Origin of the sequence: Kitasatospora sp. NPDC051170 (assembly GCF_044455705.1) — a bacterium.
Lineage (GTDB): Bacteria > Actinomycetota > Actinomycetes > Streptomycetales > Streptomycetaceae > Kitasatospora.
In genome coordinates this window covers 214,838-233,244 of the sequence record NZ_JBITFA010000009.1, presented here as the reverse complement: position 1 = coordinate 233,244, position 18,407 = coordinate 214,838, and the positions used below count along the sequence as shown (strand labels likewise).

16 protein-coding genes, 1 tRNA gene and 2 pseudogenes are annotated in these 18,407 nt (G+C 69.6%); 10 read left to right on the top strand and 9 right to left on the bottom strand.

Annotated features, from left to right (window positions below; translation table 11 throughout):
* Positions 1-86: 86 nt before the first annotated feature.
* Both ACIBCA_RS20525 and ACIBCA_RS20520 read left to right on the top strand, forming a co-directional pair.
* Positions 87-992, top strand: a complete 906-nt coding sequence (locus ACIBCA_RS20525; protein ID WP_396284357.1) for a DMT family transporter — start codon at positions 87-89, stop codon at positions 990-992.
* Positions 989-2,275 carry an MFS transporter gene (locus tag ACIBCA_RS20520; protein WP_396284356.1) on the top strand — a complete coding sequence of 429 codons (1,287 nt, stop codon included), beginning with the start codon at positions 989-991 and terminating at the stop codon, positions 2,273-2,275. The genes ACIBCA_RS20525 and ACIBCA_RS20520 overlap by 4 nt, the downstream gene beginning before the upstream one ends.
* Before the next feature lie 106 nt (positions 2,276-2,381).
* Here ACIBCA_RS20520 and ACIBCA_RS20515 read toward each other — a convergent pair.
* Positions 2,382-3,522: pseudogene (locus ACIBCA_RS20515) on the bottom strand (IS30 family transposase); the annotation flags it as partial.
* 166 nt (positions 3,523-3,688) lie between these two features.
* Positions 3,689-3,802: transfer RNA gene (locus tag ACIBCA_RS20510), tRNA-Phe, on the bottom strand.
* Between the two features lie 332 nt (positions 3,803-4,134).
* Between ACIBCA_RS20510 and ACIBCA_RS20505 the strand changes: the two genes are divergently transcribed.
* The gene (locus tag ACIBCA_RS20505) at positions 4,135-7,893 is read left to right on the top strand and encodes a helix-turn-helix domain-containing protein (protein ID WP_396284355.1); all 3,759 of its coding nucleotides are present in this window, start codon (positions 4,135-4,137) and stop codon (positions 7,891-7,893) included.
* A 72-nt stretch (positions 7,894-7,965) separates the two neighbouring features.
* On the opposite strand, the gene ACIBCA_RS20500 is transcribed toward ACIBCA_RS20505, so the two are convergent.
* Together ACIBCA_RS20500 and ACIBCA_RS20495 are read right to left on the bottom strand one after the other, a co-directional pair.
* Positions 7,966-8,412: a hypothetical protein gene (locus tag ACIBCA_RS20500; protein ID WP_396284354.1), complete on the bottom strand. Its 447-nt coding sequence runs from the start codon at positions 8,410-8,412 to the stop codon at positions 7,966-7,968.
* Positions 8,413-8,493: 81 nt separating this feature from the next.
* A pseudogene (locus ACIBCA_RS20495) lies at positions 8,494-9,321 on the bottom strand (helicase DnaB); the annotation flags it as partial.
* 215 nt (positions 9,322-9,536) lie between these two features.
* On the opposite strand from ACIBCA_RS20495, the gene ACIBCA_RS20490 reads away from it, so the two are divergent.
* The 4 genes from ACIBCA_RS20490 (at position 9,537) to ACIBCA_RS20475 (ending at position 11,596) form a co-directional block, all read left to right on the top strand.
* Complete coding sequence (locus ACIBCA_RS20490; protein WP_396284353.1) at positions 9,537-9,776, top strand: hypothetical protein; 240 nt, start codon at positions 9,537-9,539, stop codon at positions 9,774-9,776.
* Entirely contained in the window at positions 9,773-10,570 is a 798-nt protein-coding gene (locus ACIBCA_RS20485; RefSeq protein ID WP_396284352.1) for an STM4013/SEN3800 family hydrolase, read from the top strand. The genes ACIBCA_RS20490 and ACIBCA_RS20485 overlap by 4 nt, the downstream gene beginning before the upstream one ends.
* A 21-nt stretch (positions 10,571-10,591) precedes the next feature.
* Entirely contained in the window at positions 10,592-11,032 is a 441-nt protein-coding gene (locus ACIBCA_RS20480; RefSeq protein WP_396284351.1) for an NUDIX hydrolase, read from the top strand.
* Between the two features lie 270 nt (positions 11,033-11,302).
* Complete coding sequence (locus ACIBCA_RS20475; RefSeq protein ID WP_396284350.1) at positions 11,303-11,596, top strand: DUF6087 family protein; 294 nt, start codon at positions 11,303-11,305, stop codon at positions 11,594-11,596.
* A 375-nt stretch (positions 11,597-11,971) separates the two neighbouring features.
* Here ACIBCA_RS20475 and ACIBCA_RS20470 read toward each other — a convergent pair whose 3' ends face one another.
* Positions 11,972-12,100, bottom strand: coding sequence for a DUF397 domain-containing protein (locus ACIBCA_RS20470; protein WP_396284349.1), 129 nt, complete (start codon positions 12,098-12,100; stop codon positions 11,972-11,974).
* Positions 12,069-12,944, bottom strand: coding sequence for a helix-turn-helix transcriptional regulator (locus ACIBCA_RS20465; protein WP_396284348.1), 876 nt, complete (start codon positions 12,942-12,944; stop codon positions 12,069-12,071). The genes ACIBCA_RS20470 and ACIBCA_RS20465 overlap by 32 nt, the downstream gene beginning before the upstream one ends.
* A gap of 344 nt (positions 12,945-13,288) precedes the next feature.
* On the opposite strand from ACIBCA_RS20465, the gene ACIBCA_RS20460 reads away from it, so the two are divergent.
* The 3 genes from ACIBCA_RS20460 (at position 13,289) to ACIBCA_RS20450 (ending at position 15,188) form a co-directional block, all read left to right on the top strand.
* Complete coding sequence (locus ACIBCA_RS20460) at positions 13,289-13,525, top strand: hypothetical protein (protein WP_396284347.1); 237 nt, start codon at positions 13,289-13,291, stop codon at positions 13,523-13,525.
* Positions 13,526-13,839: 314 nt separating this feature from the next.
* A complete protein-coding gene (locus ACIBCA_RS20455; RefSeq protein ID WP_396284346.1) occupies positions 13,840-14,439 on the top strand; it encodes an ATP-binding protein in 600 nt (199 codons plus the stop codon).
* Between the two features lie 446 nt (positions 14,440-14,885).
* Positions 14,886-15,188 (top strand): DUF6087 family protein, encoded by a 303-nt coding sequence (locus ACIBCA_RS20450; protein WP_396284345.1) that lies wholly within the window; start codon positions 14,886-14,888, stop codon positions 15,186-15,188.
* Positions 15,189-15,595: 407 nt separating this feature from the next.
* Here the strand turns inward: ACIBCA_RS20450 and ACIBCA_RS20445 are convergent, their stop codons facing one another.
* Genes ACIBCA_RS20445 through ACIBCA_RS20435 form a run of 3 tightly spaced genes read right to left on the bottom strand, consistent with a single transcriptional unit; the run spans position 15,596 to position 18,404 of the window.
* Positions 15,596-16,624 carry a hypothetical protein gene (locus ACIBCA_RS20445; RefSeq protein ID WP_396284344.1) on the bottom strand — a complete coding sequence of 343 codons (1,029 nt, stop codon included), beginning with the start codon at positions 16,622-16,624 and terminating at the stop codon, positions 15,596-15,598.
* Positions 16,621-17,487 (bottom strand): hypothetical protein, encoded by an 867-nt coding sequence (locus ACIBCA_RS20440; protein ID WP_396284343.1) that lies wholly within the window; start codon positions 17,485-17,487, stop codon positions 16,621-16,623. The genes ACIBCA_RS20445 and ACIBCA_RS20440 overlap by 4 nt, the downstream gene beginning before the upstream one ends.
* On the bottom strand, positions 17,484-18,404 hold the full coding sequence (locus ACIBCA_RS20435) for a hypothetical protein (RefSeq protein WP_396284342.1): 921 nt from the start codon (positions 18,402-18,404) through the stop codon (positions 17,484-17,486). The genes ACIBCA_RS20440 and ACIBCA_RS20435 overlap by 4 nt, the downstream gene beginning before the upstream one ends.
* Positions 18,405-18,407: the final 3 nt, after the last annotated feature.

Here is an 18,407-nt window from a genome sequence, read left to right as displayed (position 1 = left end):
CGGCGACCTGCGAGGCACCGTACGGGGAGGAAGAACCCCTCAGGAGGCGGACAGTGCTCAGCGGCCCACGCGGAACCCTCACGCGCATGTCCGTCCTTGCCCTGCTGTGGGGATCGGGCTTCCTCTGGATCAAACTCGCCCTGGACGGCGGCCTGTCCCCACTCCACATCACCGTCATCCGCTGTGCGTCGGGAGCGGGCGTTCTGCTGCTTCTGGCCCGCTCCGGCGGCCAGCGCCTCCCGCGCGACCGCAGGACCTGGAGCCACCTCGTGGTAGCCGCCTTCTTCTGCAATGCCCTTCCGTTCTTCCTCTTCGGCATCGGCGAACAGAGCGTCGACTCGGGCGTGGCCGGCGTCCTGAACGCCACAACTCCGCTGTGGTCCTTGGCCATCGGAGTCGCTCTGGGCACGGAGCGCGGTATCCGTCCGGTCCGCCTGGTCGGCCTCCTGATCGGCTTTGCAGGTACTTTGCTCATCTTCGCCCCGTGGCAGCGCGGCGGCCTGACCGGCTGGGGCGTGTCGGCCCTGCTCGCCGCAGCCGTCAGCTACGCGGTGGCCTTCGCCTACATGGCTCGGCACCTCATCGGCCGCCGGACCGCCCCGCTGGCCCTCTCGGCGGCCCAACTCCTCGCCGCGACAGGTCTGACCACCCTTGCCCTTCCCGCAGGTACCACGACCCCGTCCGCTCCCACCCTCACCGCGGTGACCGCCGTCGCCGTCCTCGGCGTCTTCGGCACGGGTGTCACGTTCCACCTCAACTCCCGGCTCATCGCCGACGAGGGCCCCACCACTGCTGCGGCCGTCGGCTATCTGCTGCCGGTGGTCTCGGTGGCGCTGGGCGCGATCGTCCTCGACGAACGGGTGGGCCTTCGCGTCATCGCGGGTATGGCCCTGGTGCTCGTCGGCGTCGGACTGACGTACAGCCAGAACAGCCGCCTCACCCGGTCCGGCGCCGCTGCGCCGCGGCGAAGGTCTGGATCGAGCATCGGATGAGATTGACTACGCAGGCCGGATCCCCTTGGCGAGAGGCCGACTTCCGCACCCTGTTCAGTGCGACGACACTCAGCCAGCTCGGTACCAACATCGGCTACGTCGCCCTCCCGTTCATCGCGGTGTCCGCCCTCGACGCGAGCCCCGGCCAGGTCGGGGTACTTGCCGCCCTGAGCACTGCCGCCTTTCTCCTCGTCGGCCTGCCGGCCGGAGCATGGGTGGACCGGATGCGGCACCGGCGTGTGCTGATCGCCGCCGATCTGATACGAGCAGCTCTCCTCGCCACCGTCCCGCTGGCCTGGTGGCTCGGCTCCCTCACGCTCGGCCAGTTGTATGTGACCGTCCTGCTGAACGGCTGCGCCACCGTCTTCTTCGACGTCGGTTCACAGAGCGTGCTGCCGCAGTTGGTCGGCCGCGACGGTCTCGTCCAGGCGAACGCTGCCGTGGTGAGCCTGATGGCCGTCGCCAACGTGGCGGGCCGGGGCGCGGGCGGAGAACTCGTCCAACTGCTCACGGCCCCCGTGGCCGTGGCCTGCGCGGCCGTGGGCTACCTGGCCTCGGCCCTGCGCCTCACCGCGATCCGCCGCACACCTGCGCCGGCCTCACTGCCGTCCGGGAGGCCCACGCGGCTGAGGGCGCAGATCGCCGAGGGCCTGCGGCACGTCTTCGGCAACCGGGAGCTACGAGCCCTCGCGCTCACCGCGGCCCTGAGCAACCTCGGCTCCCAGATCATCAACACCATGCTCCCGGTGCTGTTCATCCGAGAACTCCATTTCCCGGCCGAGGTGTTGGGCCTGTTCTGGGCGATGGGCGGAGTCGGCCTCCTGCTCGGAGCGCGCTGCGCCCGGCCCATCGCCCGGCGCCTCGGTCACGGCCGCACCCTCGGTCTGCTCGGCCTGTGGCTGGCGCCCGCAGGACTGCTCGTCCCGCTGGTGGGGCGTGGTCCCTGGCTCTGGCTGGCAGGCACCGGCTGGCTGCTGGCCATGTTCAAGACGGGTATGGACAACGTGCTGGGCGTAAGCCTGCGGCAACGTGCGACCTCGGATGCACTCCTCGGCCGGATGAACGCCACCTTCCGCTTCCTGCTCACCGGTGCACTCGCCATCGGCTCCGCCGTGGCAGGCGTGATCGGTGAGCTGGCCACCGTTCACACCACGCTCTGGGTAGGCGCCGCCTTCCTGGCGACGGCCTTTCTCCCCGTCTTCCTCTCGCCGGTCCGAACGCGACGCGAACTGCCGAAGCAGCAAGAAGTCTCGCCTGCGAAGATCCCGGCGCGGAAGTCCTGACCGACCGCTCGCCTCGCTCCACACCGCTGCGCGGACACGCGACGACGAAGGCCCGGACCGCTGAGGCGGTTTCTGTCGGTTGTCGCAACACGTGGTCGGTGGTCCAGGCCGCGAGGAGTTCAGCCAGACGCTCGGCTGGGGTTTCCCAGCCGAGCGTTTCGCGTGGACGGCGGTTGAGCTGGTCGGCGACGGCCGTCGAGGTGTTCGGGGGTGCGGACCGACAGGTCGGTGCCCTTGGGGAAGTACTGCCGCAGCAGGCCGTTCGTGTCCTCGTTCGAGCCGCGCCGCCAGGGACTGCCCGGGTCGCAGAAGTAGACGGGGACGTCGGTGGCGACGGTGGCGACGGTGAAACTCTTGTGGGCGGCCATCTCGGCCCCCTGGTCCCAGGTCAGCGAGCGCTTCAGCTCGGCCGGGAGGGTTTGGACGGCGGCGACCAGGGCGTCGCGGACGGCGTCGGCCGTGCGGGCGCCGGGCAGGTGCAGCAGCATCACGTAGCGGGTCGAGCGCTCGACCAGGGTGCCGATCGCCGACTTGTGGTCCTTGCCGACGATCAGGTCGCCCTCCCAGTGGCCGGGCACTGCCCGGTCCTCGGCCTCGGCGGGGCGTTCGCCGATCACGGCCATCGGGTCGATAGAGCGCGGCCGGCGGCGGTTGGCCTGCCGTTGGGGCCTGCGGCGGACGCGGCCGGAACGCAGGGCGCCGGCGAGCTCGCGCCGCAGTTCGCCCCGGCCCTGGACGTAGAGGGCCTGGTAGACGGTTTCGGGCACGACGTGCATCTCCGGCCGGTCGGGGAACCTGGTCCGCAGAGCCTGGCATCTCTGCTCGGGGCTCCACCGCTCGTCCAGTAACTCCTGGATCGCCGCCCGCAGTTGGTAGTTCGAGAGGATCTTGCGGGGCTTGGGGCGGGGCCGGCGGGCATCGGCGCGGGCCTGGGCCGCGTGGGGCCGGTAGGCGCCGCTGCCCGGGCGCAGGTTGCGTCGGGTCTCCCGGCTGACCGTGGAGGGACTGCGACCCAGCTCCGCGGCTATCTGCCGGATCGTGGCCTTCTCCCGCAGGCGGTCGGCGATGTGGATGCGCTCGGCCTCGGTCAGGCACCTGGACGGACCGGAAGGCGGCACCACCGCGTCGATCGGTGGTGCCGCCTTCCGTCGGCGGTCCGCGCTGCGGCCGCTGCGCCACCTGCGGCCGGTCCTGCTGTCGACGCCGACGATCCGGCACGCCTGCGTGTTGGTGTGGCCCTGCCCCATGAGCCGGGAGCATGCCGCCCGCTCCCGGCTCATCTTCACCGGCCCCTGGGCCGTCCGGTCCTCACGGATCTCGAAGTCCAATGCATCCCCTGAACTGGGGTGTTACAACGACTCCTGGAACCCAAGAACCCGGTCGGGGCCTTTCGTTTGCCCTGGCGGGCGGAGGCGGAGGATACGAGATTCGAACTCGTGAGGGGTTGCCCCCAACACGCTTTCCAATTCTGCTGGGAGCCGTTCGGCGAGGTTCATACCCGTTCTGACCTGCTGCTGAGCTTCCTCCACGGTGGGCTCTGAACCTCGCTGGACGGGGGTGAATGAGACCAAAACTGAGACCACGGAGGGGCGTGAGGGGCTGACCGGTCAAGGTGTGGAAGCTGACCTCGCATGGGCCGTCGAACCGCTGACACGGATGATGCCCACACTGCTTGCGACCTCGCCGACATGCACCTCGTCGGACAGATCGAGCCTCGGAGCTTCGAGGAGTATTTCCGGCTGCTCGAACTCGCCGCACCTGGTCGCGTAGCAGGTGTCTCGGTGATCAGGCCGTTCGTGCTTGGTCGACCTCCTGCTCTGATCGGATCAAGTATGTGACGGTAGGTCAAGAACTCTGCCGTGCAGGTCTACGACGTTGGTAGGATCGCCAACCTCGCGCAACCACCTTCTGAAGGGCGCCGGATGACTCCCGATGGGCTGAGAGAGCTTCTGTGTCGAGCCGAGGGTGAAAGCCACGACTTCAAGCTGAAGCTGCACGACACCTCGTCCCCCCGGGGCAAAGTCAGTCTCGTCTGCGACGTGCTCAGCATGGCGAACACCCCCCGGGATGGTGACGCCCACATCATCTTCGGCGTCGAGGAACTGGGCAACGGGTCGATCAATCGCGTCGGCGTGGACCATGTTCCGGACGACGCGACTTGGCAGCAGATCCTTGGGTCAGCCGTTGAGTCGCCACCGCGCTTCAGCCTTGAGCCGGTACAGCTCGACGGTCTCCTCTATGCAGTCTTGACGGTCCCTCCAGAGCGTCGCGGTCCCTACCTGGTGCGGCCGGAGTGGCGGAGCAAGTTCAAGGAGGTCGGATCCGGGACGCTGGTTCCTGGAGTCATCTACTACCGCAGAGGCAGCAGCAACACCCCAGCCGGCGGGGACGCTATTCGCTGGATCGTCCACTGGATGGCGAGTGGTGTCGTTGAGCCAATGAGAGGTGGCGCGGCCTCGCGCGAGGGTGGATGGGAGCGATTCCTTAGTCACGTCCACGGATTCGCGGATAGCCAGCACTATCTGCTGATCTCGCCCCGCATGGAGGCAGGGCAGGTCAAGGATCTCAAGGGCCTCGCAGGGCCGCCGTGGTCCGCTGTCCTTGATCTGGACCCGGACAGTGAGAATGGCGGGCTAATGGGATCGCTGGAGGGAGAGATCCAGCGTGAGAAGAGTCTCTACAGAGTCGTGCCGCAGGATCCTGCCATGGCCTTGGGTGGGCGTAGGTCAGTGCAGTGGATCTTCGCCAAAGGGCTGGCGTCGGAGCCAGGGTTCAATGGGTCGCTTTCGTTTCGTCAGTGGTCCGCCCAGTTCTCCATGAATCTGGGCCGGCATCTTGCCCAGTTGGCGGCTGCCCTTGCACCTGCGCCGGTCACTTGTGTGATCCTCGGGTACGGCGACGCAGAGACCCTGGTCTTCCAGGCGATTCTCACTGAGCTTTCAGGCAGTGTAGGTGAGGCCCTCGACGTCCTGATCGCTACAGACGATCCGGCGGCTTATCAGCAACTGGCAGGCATGTTTGAGGCCAGTATTGTCCATATTTCTGTTAATGAACTCTGCGCGGGCCTGATTCACCTTCAGCCACAGTCGGCTCATCTTGAAAACGAGCGTATGTTGCCGAGCCTCTCGGGCGCTCCGGTGGCTCTGGATCCTGCTGATGTCCCCTGGATTGAAGAGGAACTTGAGGTCCTCTACCTCGATTCTCCGAGTGAAGCCCCGGATGCCGATAGCGGCGACTTCCTTGCGGGGAGCGAGATCAGCTGGTATGACCTGAACCGGCGGATGGACATCGACCGAGTCAAGACCTCACAGTTGAGCACCAAGGTCGTAAGGGAGCTGGACAGCGGTGGTAGCGCTGTGCGGGTAAATCTCTACCATACCCCCGGGGCGGGCGGCACCACAGTAGCTCGACGCGTGCTCTGGGATCTGCATACTGTCTATCCATGCGTTGTGCTACGTGGAAATCCATCAGCCCAGTACGTCGGCAACAGATGGGCTGAAGACAATGCCGAGCGCATTATGCGCTTGGCGCATACTACGCAACGGCGAGTGCTCGTTCTGGCTGAGGGCAGTAAAGTTCCGCGACGGCTTCTAGACGATCTATATGACTCGCTCAGGAATCGCCAGGTCAACGCCGTTGTCCTGCAGGTCATGCGGCGCGCATCTGCCGAGGCGGACGACGTGCGTGTCGTTCAGCTGCCAGCGTTTCTGATCAATTCAGAGGCGGATCGATTTCTCGAGGAATATTCGCGAGCGCGACCCGACCGTCGGAACGAACTCCGTGTGATCCGAGAGTCATCCAATGTTCGCGAACGGGTTCCGTTCCATTTCGGCCTAGCTGCGTACGGACGGGACTTTCTTGGACTAGAACGGTATGTGGCGACACGGCTCGAGAATCTCGCACCCTCGGCATGCGAGCTGCTTCAGAATATTGCCCTGGCCTATTACTACGGACAGAAGGGAATGTCAGCCCAGCTGTTCGGCGAGATCCTCGGGGGCGCTCCGACTAAGCCGGTGAAGCTGGCTCGGCTGCTTCCTGACGATGTGCTGGACCTGCTTGTCGAAGAGGAAAACGGGGTGTGGCGAATGGCCCACACTCTGCTTGCCGAAGCGGTCCTTCGCCTGCTGCTCGGAGCTCGAATCTCGGACGCGAGAGAGTGGAAGGCCAGTCTTCCCGATGCGGCTATCGAATTCGCCCGTCTTTGTTGCGGCAGCGGCGGTACGGTTGGCGACAGCGAACTCGACTTGATCCAGCGGATTTTCATTTACCGGGACAGCAATGAACTGCTGGGAACGGAGCAGGCTGGAAGTCGGTCGTTCTCTCAGCTAATCGAGGATGTCACGTTGCCGAACTCGGCGGTCCGACTACTCGAGACGTTGACCGAACTCTTCCCGTCCGAGTCTCATCTCTATGCGCATCTGGCCAGGTACCAGGCAGTCCGTATGCACGATCTGCCAAGTGCGAAGCGGAATATTGCCCGCGCGGTGGACCTCTCCACCGGTGATTCGGTCGTCTACCACATGCAGGGGATGATCTATCGCCAGGAGGTCTATGACCTTATGGATCAGAAGTCTGCTCTTGCCGAAGTTGCTGATGCAGCAGAGCTGGCGAGCCAATCGTTTATTACGTCGCGTGAGATGCGCCGGGACAACGAGCATGGATACATCAGTGAGATCCAGATGCTGATCCGACTCGTTGAGTACTCCCGTCTGACGCCTGACAGACAGCGTGTTGTCTCGTTCGCTCACACTGGAATCGATCTGGTGGACACCGCGCTCGAGCGGGCGGAAGACTTGCTGGCTCAGGTCGCCCAGCTGCGGACTGGCGACCAGGCAAGCCAATATGCGATCAAATGCCGGGCGCAACTGGATGAGCTCTACGGCAACCACGAGGAAGCTGTTCTGCGCTACCAGACTCTGCTTGGTCGGACAGACATTGATAGGTCATCCGTGAGGAGGAGCCTGGTCTGGGTCTATCTGAAGAAATCCCAAGGGCAGTGGCAGAACGTCAAGCATAAAGATATGCAAACCATCGAGAAGCTCCTCCGTGAAAATCTTCGGGAGCGGGCAAGTGATGATCGGACCATGCGCCTGTGGATCAGGGCCGCGCGCCATGCCGTTAAACCGCCGACAATTGACGAGCTGCTTGGTCAGCTTGACATATGGCACAGGGATAATCCATCGCTAGATTCGAGTTATTACCTGTACGTTCTGCAGGTCCTCAAATACCTCGAATCATCGTCGCCTGTCGCCCGTGGAGAGGCAGACCGCTACCTCGAAGAGTGCAGGAGGCGCGCACAGTTCCGCACTGACCGGACGCGGAGCTTCGAGTGGCTTGGAGCAGGTACCGGTATGTCTCGTTTGGTTCACCAGACTCGTATGGGAGAATGGGACAAAAGTCAGGATTTTTTCAAGCACTCGTCTCTGCTTGAGCGGATCCAAGGCCGGGTTGGTGAGTATGTGGGTCCGACCAAGGGATGGATCGATATCGGGGCCCTTAAGGCGTTCTACGTGCCAGGCCGCGCCGGACACCAGCGCGGGTCGGCGCACCGGCGTGTCACGTTCCTGATGGGGTTTTCGTACGAGGGGCTGCGTGCATGGGAGGTTCGCGACCTCTAAGGTCCGTTTTCAAACCGACGGGTTCCGGGCCAGTTGGGACGGCCACTGGACGCAGCGAGGCCATTTCAGGCCTCAGTGCGATGGGGCATGCCGAAGGTGGCCTGCGGCTTTTCCTGCCTGGTCCCTTCGCATGGCAGTCATGGACAAGTCAGCGAGGCGGGGGACGAAGGTCACGTCGAGCCGCTCGACCGGATGCAGCAGGCCGCGCTCGCAGGTCTCCGCAATCCACACCGCATAAGCGGCTCGCGGGTAGGCGGTGTTGATGCCGATCTCGCCCTTCGGGATCGTGCCGTTGAACGGTGTCGGGATGCCCTCGGCGTTCCAGTAGTTCCACGCTTCCAGTGCGGTTGGCGCCGGGACCTTCGCGGCAGGGGCGCGTGTACGGTCCCGTGAACGGTCCACACCGGCCGCCGATGCCCAGTGGGCGTCGGTCAGTGCGGTCAGTGAAATGGTGGTTGGCGCGGTCGCTCCGGCCAGCTCGGTCCGTCGGAGTGACAGGCTGACCGGAATCTCGGTCACTGCCGTCGGTCAGTACGACGGACTGACCGGAGGCAGCGGTCAGTGCGCCGCCCCCGGTCACTTCGGCCCCCGTGGTGGTGGTCACGAGACGGCGGTGATGTGCCGGGCAGAGGGGTGGTAGCGGGCCTGCTGGCCACCTCCGGTGCCTCCGGCGGTGCCGTCGGCCTTGACCGCGAGGCCGCTCTTCACGAGGCGGTCCAGGTGACGGCGGGCCTTCTCGATGTCGGCGCGGTCGGGGTTGGCTTCGCCGGTTAGGGCGGTGGCCAGGTCACGGGTGGTCAGGCCGTCCGGGGCGGCGCGCAGGAGGGTGACCGGGTCGAGGGTGGGTTCGACGTGGGTGGTGCCGAGCTGGTGGTCGTGGAAGACCGGCAGGGGGCCGATCTCGCCAGTGACGGTCTTGAGGTGGTGGATGGTGACCGCCGGGTCGCCGGCCTCTCCGGCGATGAACAGGACGCTGCCCGCTCCGGCGGTCAGCCAGGTCGAGCCATACACCCGGTCCAGGGTCGGGCGCTGGCCGCGCGGCGCGTCGGCGGCTGCCTTGCGCTGGTGGTGGAGCTCCATGATCTGGACGCCCGCGCGCAGGGCGCGCATGCGGGCGTTGTTGAAGGCGACGGCCAGGGAGTCGTCGACAAGGGTGCTGACTGCGTCCTTGAGGCTGTCGATGACGATGGTGTCGGCGCGGTGGGCGGCGGCGAGGTCGGCGAGGAGGTCGGGTTCCTTGTCGACGGTGGCGGGGAGCGGGCCCTGCCACACGGCGAGCCGGTCGCGCAGGTGGGCTTCGTCGGCGGGGGTGATGCGGCGGGCCATTGCGCGGGCGATCTGTTGGGGGCGGTCCATGGCCAGGTAGAGGACGCGTTCTCCCTCGGCGACGGGAAGGTCGAGGACGGCGGCCTGCAGGCCGAGGCGGCCGGGTCGGCGGCCTGCACCCGGTCGAGATCCACCCGGCCGTCGCCTGGTGGGTCGGCTCCTGCCTCGTCCTCACCACCGGGGCCCACGGTGTCGCGCTGGTCCACGACGGGAGTGAGCTGGCCGAGCAGTACAGCGGCCTGTTCAACCGGGGTGCGATCAACTGCCGGCACCGCGCGGCGACCGTGTCCGTCATCGGCGAAGGTGACGAGGACCTGTTGGCCTACGCAATCCGCACCCTTCAGGTGCCCGGCGCCCGGATCAGCACGACCGGCGCCGCGGTGACGATCCGCCTCTTCACCGCTGACGGGGCACTGATCACCGAAGGCACCGGTCTGGAGCGGATCTGTGACCTCATCGCCCGGGACAAGGTGCCCATCCCCGTCAACGACCACTCCCGGGGCCGGGTCGTCCACCGGCCCGACCTCGCCCAGCACTACGCCACTGCGGAGGGATGACCATGATCGACGCCGCCAGGATCATCGAGTCCGGGACGAACATCCTCTTCGTCACCCTGGACTCGCTGCGCTACGACGTCGCCCGGGCAACGCTGCACGCCGGCCAGACACCCCGCCTCGCCGGCCTCCTGCCGGGAGGGCAGTGGGAGGAGCGCCGCACGCCCGGCACGTTCACCCTCCCCGCGCACATGGCGTTCTTCTCCGGGTTCCTGCCGAAGCTCCCGCAGCCGGAACAACCACCGCGGCTGTGGGAGTGCCGGCCCCCGGCGTTCAAGGACGTCGACCCGCGCACGTTCGTCCTCGACGCGCCGAACCTCCTCGTCGGCCTCGGCCAGCACGGCTACCGCACGGTGTGCATCGGAGGGGTGACCTACTTCTCCCGGGAGACGCCGCTCGGCTCGGTCCTGCCCGACATGTTCGATGAGGACTTCTGGCGCCCGGAATTCTGCTCGCCCGAGCCGGACTCGACCCGCTACCAGGTGGAGCACGCCCTCGGCGTCGCCGGGGCCCGGTCGGACCGGCCGCTGTTCCTGTTCGTCAACGTCTCGGCGACGCACGTCCCCCACGGGCACTACCTGGGGGACAGCTGCGACTCCTGGCAGTCCCAGGCCGCCGCGATCGCCTACGCCGATGAGCATCTGGGCGCCCTGGTCGACGCTCTGACCAGCGACAGGAGGTGGCTGATCATCATGTGTGCCGACCACGGCGACGCCTTCGGTGAGGACGGCTACCGCGGGCGCGGAATCATCCACCCCACGGTGACGAACGTGCCGTTCGCCTGCATGGTGCTCTGACCCCGGCCTACGCTCCGAAGCATGACCAACACGCAGTCGCCCACCCGGGACGCGGCCGTGGTCGTCGCCCGCGACGCCCACGGCCACGTCGCCGTGCTGACCGCTCTGTTCCCGCTGCACGGCGGCGAGTACCTGTTCCTCCCCGGAGGGCGCCGGGAAGGCGAGGAGAGCCCGGAGCAGTGCGCACGGCGCGAACTGCGCGAGGAGGCCGGTATCACCGCCGGGGCCTGGCTCCCGCTCGGTTCCTACGCCATCGTGCCGGGCTCCACGGCGCGCCTGCACCTCTTCGAGGCCCGGGATCTCACCCTCGGCCCGCAGGAACTCGCCCCCGGGGAAGACGGCTTCAAACTCATGTGGTGGCCCATGGAGGACGCCCTCGCGGCGGTCGACGAAGGCCGCTTCCTCCTCCAGGGCGGTCCCCTCGCCCTGCTCCTCGCCGACCGGCGGCCCGCCGCAGCCTGACGGCCGGGGCGGTTCCTTGCCCAGCTTTGCGCGCCGTGCGCCGAGTTGCTGGGCTCGGGGGCTCAGGCGGTCCTGCCGGACACCGCGGCCGGCTCGCGGGCACGGACGGTCCGGCTGGACGGTCCACCGGCTTCGGGGCGCTGCCGCTCCGGGACACGGTGGAGCGTGCTTTCGGGCGCTGGGAGAGGACCGGCGACGGGGAACAGGACCGGTTCGGCCCGACAATGGCCGGCGAGGAGCAGCGGGTGGATCCGTTGCAGAGGAGGACAGGTGGACGAGGACGAGCCGCTGGAGCAGTGGGCGGCCCGCCGGGAGGCACGGCGCCGGCCTGTCGGCGAGCTCAGGGCCGTGACCATCGGCCACGAGGGCGCGCCGGCCCACCTGCACCCGAAGGAACCCCGACTCGTGTCCCGCTGGGACGGCTACGAGTGGGTTCCGGAGACCATCGCGGCAAACTACGCCTCCGCGCAGCGTTTCCTCCACGGCATCCAGGGTGACGGCGTGATCCCCATGACGTCGGCCCAGCCGCCGAGGAAGCCCGCAGGCAGGCACCGAAAGCCCTGACCGTGCCGCAGGTGTCCGGGCCTCTCGTGGCGCCCGGAGCAAGATGCTCGAGCGCCAGATGTTCGGGCGGGGCAGGCTTCCACCTTCTCCCCCGGAGATGCGAAGTCGGCATCGCTCGACGGGTCTGACGACCACTACTCGTGCTGGTTTGCGATCCGTCCGCCGAGTTGTTCGAGGAACTCCTGCACGCTTGCCGAACGACTCGTCGGCGGGACGGCCAGGGCCGGCCAGGCTTCGCCCCCTTCGGCCTCACCGTCACCGCCGAAGGCCACACCGCATCCGAGAGGGGCCACGAGCCGGTTCCGCTCGGCCGGACAAACAGCGAGGAGGCCCCTGCCCTGGCGGGCGGGGCCTCCTCGGTCCCGGGCGTGCCGTTCAGACCTCGCCGAACTCTCCGGCGACGGTCGCGGCCACGAACGCCTTCCAGGCGTCGGCCGGGAACAGCAGGGCCGGGCCGTCGGGGTCCTTGGAGTCACGGACCCTGCCCGGATGCGCGTCGTCCACCTCGATGCAGCCGCCCCCGCCGTTGCTGTAGGTGCTCTTGCGCCACGTGGCGCCCGTCGGATCGTGCATGGTCCAGTTCCTTCCGTGCCTTCCGGATCTCGGCCAAACTGTCCGGCTGGCTGAGCGCGTTGACCTGGAGCCGATCGTATCTAGCGAGCCACTGGGCGACCGTGTCGGCATCCTGTTCCAGGTATCCCCGCTGCAGGGTCTCCGTGTACCCGACCAGTGCCCGGTTGGGAAGGGTGAGGAGCACGACGGGGTGGGACAGCGGCCGGTCCTCGGCGAGGCGGTAGGGGGCGATCTGGATGACCACGTTCGGAAGGCCGCTGAGCTTCTCCAGGTGCGCGAGCTGCAGGGCCATGACCTCCGGGCCGCCGATGGGCCGGTAGAGGGTGCCCTCGTCGAGGACGGCGTGGACCGACGTGCCCCGCTGGAGCATGAGTTGGCGCTGGGCGAGTACTGCGAGCCGGCCGTCCGCCTGCTCCCGGGTCGCTTCTCCCCGCCGGACGATCCCGGCTTCGTAGGCGGCACTGTACTGCGGGTGCTGGAGAATGCCCGACACCATGTCGGTGTCGAACAGCCTGGCCGCGATGGCTTCGCGCTCCCGGCGCAGGTACTCGGGGAAGCCGGGAAGAAGAGCTCCGTGCTTCCAGCTCCACCACAGCCCGGTCAGGGCACCGCCCGCGTCCAGGGCGGCATCCACCCGCTCTACGAACTTTAAAGACGGCGCCTGTTTGGCACCCTCGACATTCGAGATGTAGACATTGGAGTACCCCACCAGCTTGCCGAGCTGGATCTGCGTCAGCCCCTTGGCCTCACGTGACCTGGTGATTTGAACAGCCAAGGCCGCCAGTGGTGATGACGTTGGGTCAAGTGTGCGACGGGGCAAGATCCCTCCCCTTTAAAACCGGATCGACTAGAGATTTGAAACCCTTTCAATCGTAGGGGCCGACACGCCACCATGGCTACACCCAGTGAGGCGCCGGTAGCGCCGAGCAATCCCATGGAGACCTCCATGCCCATGCGCAGACACCCTCCTACGCCCTCCCACGCGACGACGCGCCACCGGCCGCAGGCCGGCGAGCCGGCCGACAACCGGGCGGTCCACGCCGCGAGAACCGAGCAACTGCCGGACAGGTCGCACGACTTGCCCGCAGCCGAGACCGGGCAGGGTGCCGGGTGAGCCGCGTGAGCGAGTGGGCCATCTCGATGGACCCCACGCCCCAGGAGCCGGCCGAGTACGTCCTCGTCTGCATCTCCGAGACCGGACCCGGAAGGGCCTGCAACGAGACCTCGGGCAGCCTGGACAGCGCCGAGGCGTACGGGGAATGGGCCGGGCGGCACACCGGGGCCCATCTCGACCACCGGGAGTACCGGCTCGTCGCGGAGATCCCGATGCGGGTGTTCCAGACGGGGCCCCTGTGAGTCCCACGCCCATCGTCGCGACGGCCGGTGCCCGAAGCGTCGCCCCGCCGGCTTCGGGCAGTATTCCGCCGCCCGCACCGGCCGGATGCCGCGACGCCCGCACCCGCCGTCCGTCGTTCCGCCCGCCGGCCATCGCCCAAGGACTGGAGAGCCGATGAAGCTCCAGTCGTGGATTGTGCGGCTCGCCGCCGCCGGGGCGGCGCGACACCTCCTGGACGAAGGCCGGCCGGAGCAGTGGGCGGGGATGCTGACCGGCAATCCGACGAGCAGCGACCAGGACGATGCTGCGCCGCGCCCGAACGGACGAACGATCCATGCCGAAGACGTACGAGGACGAGACCGGGCGGCACAACCCCGAGCAAGTGAGGCCCTCCATGGAACCGAGGTCACGAACCGTCACGACGAGGTTCCCCGCCGACCGGGCGAGCATCGGCTCCGTCCGCCGCTGGGCGCAGCAGGTTCTTCCCGAACTCGGCCTGGACGTGCCGGAGTTCGATGACCTCGCAGGCGATGTGAAGCTCGTGCTGTCCGAGCTCGCCACCAATGCGGTCGTTCACGGCTGCGCGGGCGCGGGGGCGAATGCGGTGCTGGGCGCAGCACTGGGGCTCACCGAGGGCGGTGCGCTGCGGGTGTGCGTCGGCGATCCCGGGCCCGGACGGCCTGTGTGCCGCGCTGCGGACGGGGAGGCCGTCGGCGGGCGTGGGCTCGCGCTCGTCCTGGCCGTGGCGGACCGGTTCGGTGTCGACTCCCTTGCCGGGGGCGGGAAGTCGGTGTGGGCGGAGTTCGACCTGCCCGTACCCGCCCCTCCCGTCGTGACCGGCCTGCGTGTCGCCGCGCGGGCGCAGCGGCGCCGGTCGGCGGTGTCGGCGCCGCCGGGAGGTTCGGCGGCGCTGGAGCGAATACCGGCCGCGTGACCCTCCGGGCTCCACAGCGCCCGCCCCCGTGAGGGGCGGGTTGCGGGAGAGCACCGCGCCGCCGCTCCGACCGGCGCCGTGCTCGCCGCACCACCGGACCCCTGCACCCTCCAAGGGCACCGGGTCCGGTGAACCCCGGCGGCCCGTTGGCGAAGTGGGCCGCCGGCACGGGGCCCGGCCCTCCCCCGGGCCGGGCCCGCGTCCGACCGGTCCGTTGGACGAGGACGAGTACCTGCCGGCCTGGAGGAGCCGGGGCACCACCAGGACGAGCGCGGATCGGGCTGCGTGCGGCGCAGGAGCCGATCATGAACTACATCGAGTTCGGGGGGGTGACTACGCCGAGGCCCTGCGGACGCGGGCTCCGTTCGGCTAACTCGGCTGGCTCCCACCACCGGATGGGCTCGGCCACTAGCCTCTGGGGGACGGCGTAGGAGAGGTGGGGAACGGTGCTCGACCCCGACGAGGAGAGCCTGTCCGGCTGGTACACCGCCCGGCGCAGCCGACGCCGGCCGGCGGGCACGCGCGATGCCATAGTCCTCGACCCCGACGCCCGTAGCGGCCTCTTCGAGGACACGCCCTGTCTGGTCGTCGAATGGGACGGGGCCGTGTGGCAGCCGGTCGGTGTGGCCGAGAACTACTCGGAGGCGTACCCGGTCATCGTCCGGCGCGGCGCCGGCTTCGCTCCGCCGCAGGACGACACCCCCGTTGCGCTGCTGCGCAAGGGGAGCGGGCGGCACCGCAAGGACTGACTGCGGGTCCGAAGCACGGCGAGGCCCCTCCCCGTGGTGAGGGCCTCGATGCTTTGCCCGCTGCCCGAACTCCCGTGTCACCGGCTCGACCTGGAGCACGGCGGCGCGAGCGTGCGATGCGCCCCCGGTTCGGTCCCGGTGCGCCGCACGGCCCGGCTGTGCGGCGCGCGGCCAGGCCGGGGGCGGGCACCCGCCGGCAGGCGGGTGGGGGGTGGATGGCGGGGAACGGCGGCGGGCCTGCTCAACAAGGCTTCCACGCGCGGGTGTTCACCCGGCGGCGCCCGGCCCGGGGTGGGACGGGCGCCGGACGCGGTGGGCCGGGGCGGGCACCCGCCGGCAGGCGGGTGGGGGGTGGATGGCGGGGAACGGCGGCGGGCCTTCTCAGCAAGGGTTCCACGCGCGGGTGTTCAGCCCAGGAGGTCGGCCTGGAGGGTGACGACCTGGCGGAAGGAGGCGAGGGGGACGCCGTCGGGGTTGGTCATGGTGACCACGCCCATGACGTCGGAGGCGGACAGGTAGGCCAGGCGGGCGGTGGGCAGGTCCTTGGCGGTCTTCTTGCGTCCGTTGAGGGCGGTGAGGGCGACGCCGTCGGTGCTGTCCCAGTCCTTGAGGGAGATGGTGTCGGAGTCGGGCAGGGCCTTGGGCGCGCTGCGGGCGCGCACGGTGGTGTAGGCGTCCCAGGATTCGTGGGGGGAGGCGAAGCGCAGCAGGCGGATCTGGGTGCGGGTGCCGTCGGAGGTGGTCCATTCGCGCACGACGGCGCTCAGGCAGACGTTGCGCTGGAGCATGGGGCGCAGTTTGGTGGCGTCCTGCTGGTCGGCGCCGATGGCGTCGCAGGGTGTCCAGTCGGCGAAGGCGGTGGCGGCGGGGGTGGTGGGGGCCGCCGTGGGGGTGGCGGGGGTGGTGGTGGTGGGGGCGGGGGTGTCGGTCGGGGTGGGGGTGGGGGTGGCGGTGGGGGTGGGGAAGGGCTGGGCGGTGGCGGGGGCGCCGGCTTCCCTGGGGGCGGGCAGGACGAGGTAGCGCAGGTCCGCCCAGTGGGGGACGTTGTTCTTGGCGTCGGGGGCCTTCTTGCCGGCGGGCAGGGGCGGCAGGGCCAGGGCGGGGAAGGTGTAGCGGCCGTCGCCGGCGGTGGCCAGGCCGGGGATGTCGGTGCGTTCGGGGGCGGTGAGGGCCAGGGCGGTGCCGGTGCCGGCGAGGGCGAAGACGAGGGTGGCGCTGCCCCAGCGCAGGGCGGCGCGGCGGCGGGCGCGGCGGGCCTGGGGGTCGGGCGGCGCGGCGGCCGGGCCCGGGGCCGGGAAGGCGGGAGCGGGGGCGGCGTGGGGGTCGGAGGTGGCGGCCAGTTCGAGGGTCTCGCCGACACCCGGCGCCGGGGCCGGGGTGGGGGCCGGGGTGGGCGCCGGGGCCGGGGTGCGGGGCTGGTCGGTGTGGTCGCTCATGCGGTGGCTCCCGGGGCGGCGAGGCGGTCGAGCTGCGCGGCGTACAGGGCGATGATCTTGTCCTTGGGCAGCGGTGCGGGCCCCTCGGCGTTCATGATGACCAGCAGGTCGCCCTCGGCGGCCGAGCACTCGAGGTAGTCGATGGGGGCGGAGGGCGGGGCGGGCATCAGGTAGCAGTGCGCCTCGGGGTGCCCGGGCACGGAGGGGCCGACGCGGAAGAGGCCCGTGTCGCCGGTGAAGACGGCGGTGTACTCGTTGATGCGCTGGACTTCCTGCTGGTTGAACTGGCGCAGTTTCAGGCCGATCAGCAGGTCGTCCTCCTTGGTGCGGTAGGTGCGCACGCCGCTGCCGCGCACGTGCAGGCCCTCCCAGTAGGAGCGGATCGTGTCGCGTTTGGCCTTGGGGACCTGCTGGAGCTCGGCGTCGAGCTGCTCGGCGAGCTGCTGGGTGCCCAGTTCGGTGTCGTTGCCGTAGCCGCCCTCGTCGGGGCCCGGTTCGTAGCCGGCCGGGACGGGCAGCAGCAGGTCGCGCAGGGAGCCGAAGTGGCTGCCGTTGGACTTGGCGCCGTAGGGGGTGGCGGTGGGCGCGGGCGCGGCGGGCGCGTCGGCGGCGGCGGCGGCGGGGGCGGGGTCGTCGTAGCGGGTCTTGATGACGCCCACGCCGATGACCACGCCGACCAGGGCCGCGGCGAGCGTCGCGGCGCCGGCGCGTACCAGGGGGTGCGGGGCGGGGCGTACGGCGGCGGTCGGCTCGGCGGGCGCGGCGGGTACGGGCGGCTGCACCTCGGGTACGTCGGGCGCGTCGGGCGCGGGCGGCTGCGCGTCGGGGGTGCCGGGGGTGCCGGTCCGGGTCTCGTCGGTCATACCAGCCGCTCCCACTGCTGCTTGGCGAGGCTCTTGACGCTCTCGGGGTCCACGGGCCTGGGCGAGAAGACCTCGATCTCCATCACCAGGGCGCCGCGCCGGGCGCCGGCGCGGGCGTAGTAGAACTGCTCGGTGCTCTCGGCCCAGTGGTCGGGCTCGTCGAAGACGCGGTAGGTGCCCTCGATGTCGGGGGCGAAGGGCTGTCCGGACGGGACGGTGGCGGCGTCGGAGTGCTCGGGCGCGTACTGGGTGAGCAGGACGCGGTAGCGGATCTCGTCCTTGGTCCAGTCGACCTCGGCGGCGCGGCGGAACCCGCTGCCGAGCAGGGCCTTGAACTGTCGGGCGGCGTCGCCGTGGTGCTGGGCGATGTCGCCGGCCGACACCCAGGACGGCTGGTCGGGCAGTTCGCCCCAGGGGGCGGAGCCGGTGGGGGGCTTGACGAGCAGTTTGGTCAGGTCGCCCTCGACGGCCGGGGGCCTGGGCTGGGTGGCGGCGAAGGCGCTCGCGTCCACGCTCTGCTGCGGGTAGGCGGGGCGGGCGACCTGCAGCGGCGGCAGCGGCGTGGGCGGGCGCTGGGCCTGGACGGCGTAGCCGACGGCGGCGCCGGCCAGGACGCCCAGCGCCAGGCCGTACACCGACAGCAGGACGGGGCGGGGGCGGCGCGGCGGGCGGGGCGGCTGCTCGGGGCCGGCGGCCAGGACGTCCAGGGCGGTGAGGGGGGCGGGCACGGTGTCGGGGTAGACCGGGGCGCCGCCGGGCACGGCGGGCGCGGGCCCTGCGGGCGGCGCGAACGAAGGCGGGGCGAAGACGGACGGTGCGGGCCCGGCGGGCGGCGCGAAGGCGGACGGCGCGGGCGGGGTGGAGGCAGGCGGCGCGGGCGGCTGGGCGGGCGCGGGCTGCGCGGGTTCGGTGGTCACGGG

Coding starts and splice junctions, on each gene's coding strand:
- ACIBCA_RS20525 (WP_396284357.1), top strand. CDS start 87: ATGTCCGTCCTTGCCCTGCTGTGGGGATCGGGCTTCCTCTGGATCAAA.
- ACIBCA_RS20520 (WP_396284356.1), top strand. CDS start 989: ATGAGATTGACTACGCAGGCCGGATCCCCTTGGCGAGAGGCCGACTTC.
- ACIBCA_RS20485 (WP_396284352.1), top strand. CDS start 9,773: ATGACCATGATCGACGCCGCCAGGATCATCGAGTCCGGGACGAACATC.
- ACIBCA_RS20480 (WP_396284351.1), top strand. CDS start 10,592: ATGACCAACACGCAGTCGCCCACCCGGGACGCGGCCGTGGTCGTCGCC.
- ACIBCA_RS20455 (WP_396284346.1), top strand. CDS start 13,840: ATGCCGAAGACGTACGAGGACGAGACCGGGCGGCACAACCCCGAGCAA.
- ACIBCA_RS20445 (WP_396284344.1), bottom strand. CDS start 16,624: ATGAGCGACCACACCGACCAGCCCCGCACCCCGGCCCCGGCGCCCACC.
- ACIBCA_RS20440 (WP_396284343.1), bottom strand. CDS start 17,487: ATGACCGACGAGACCCGGACCGGCACCCCCGGCACCCCCGACGCGCAG.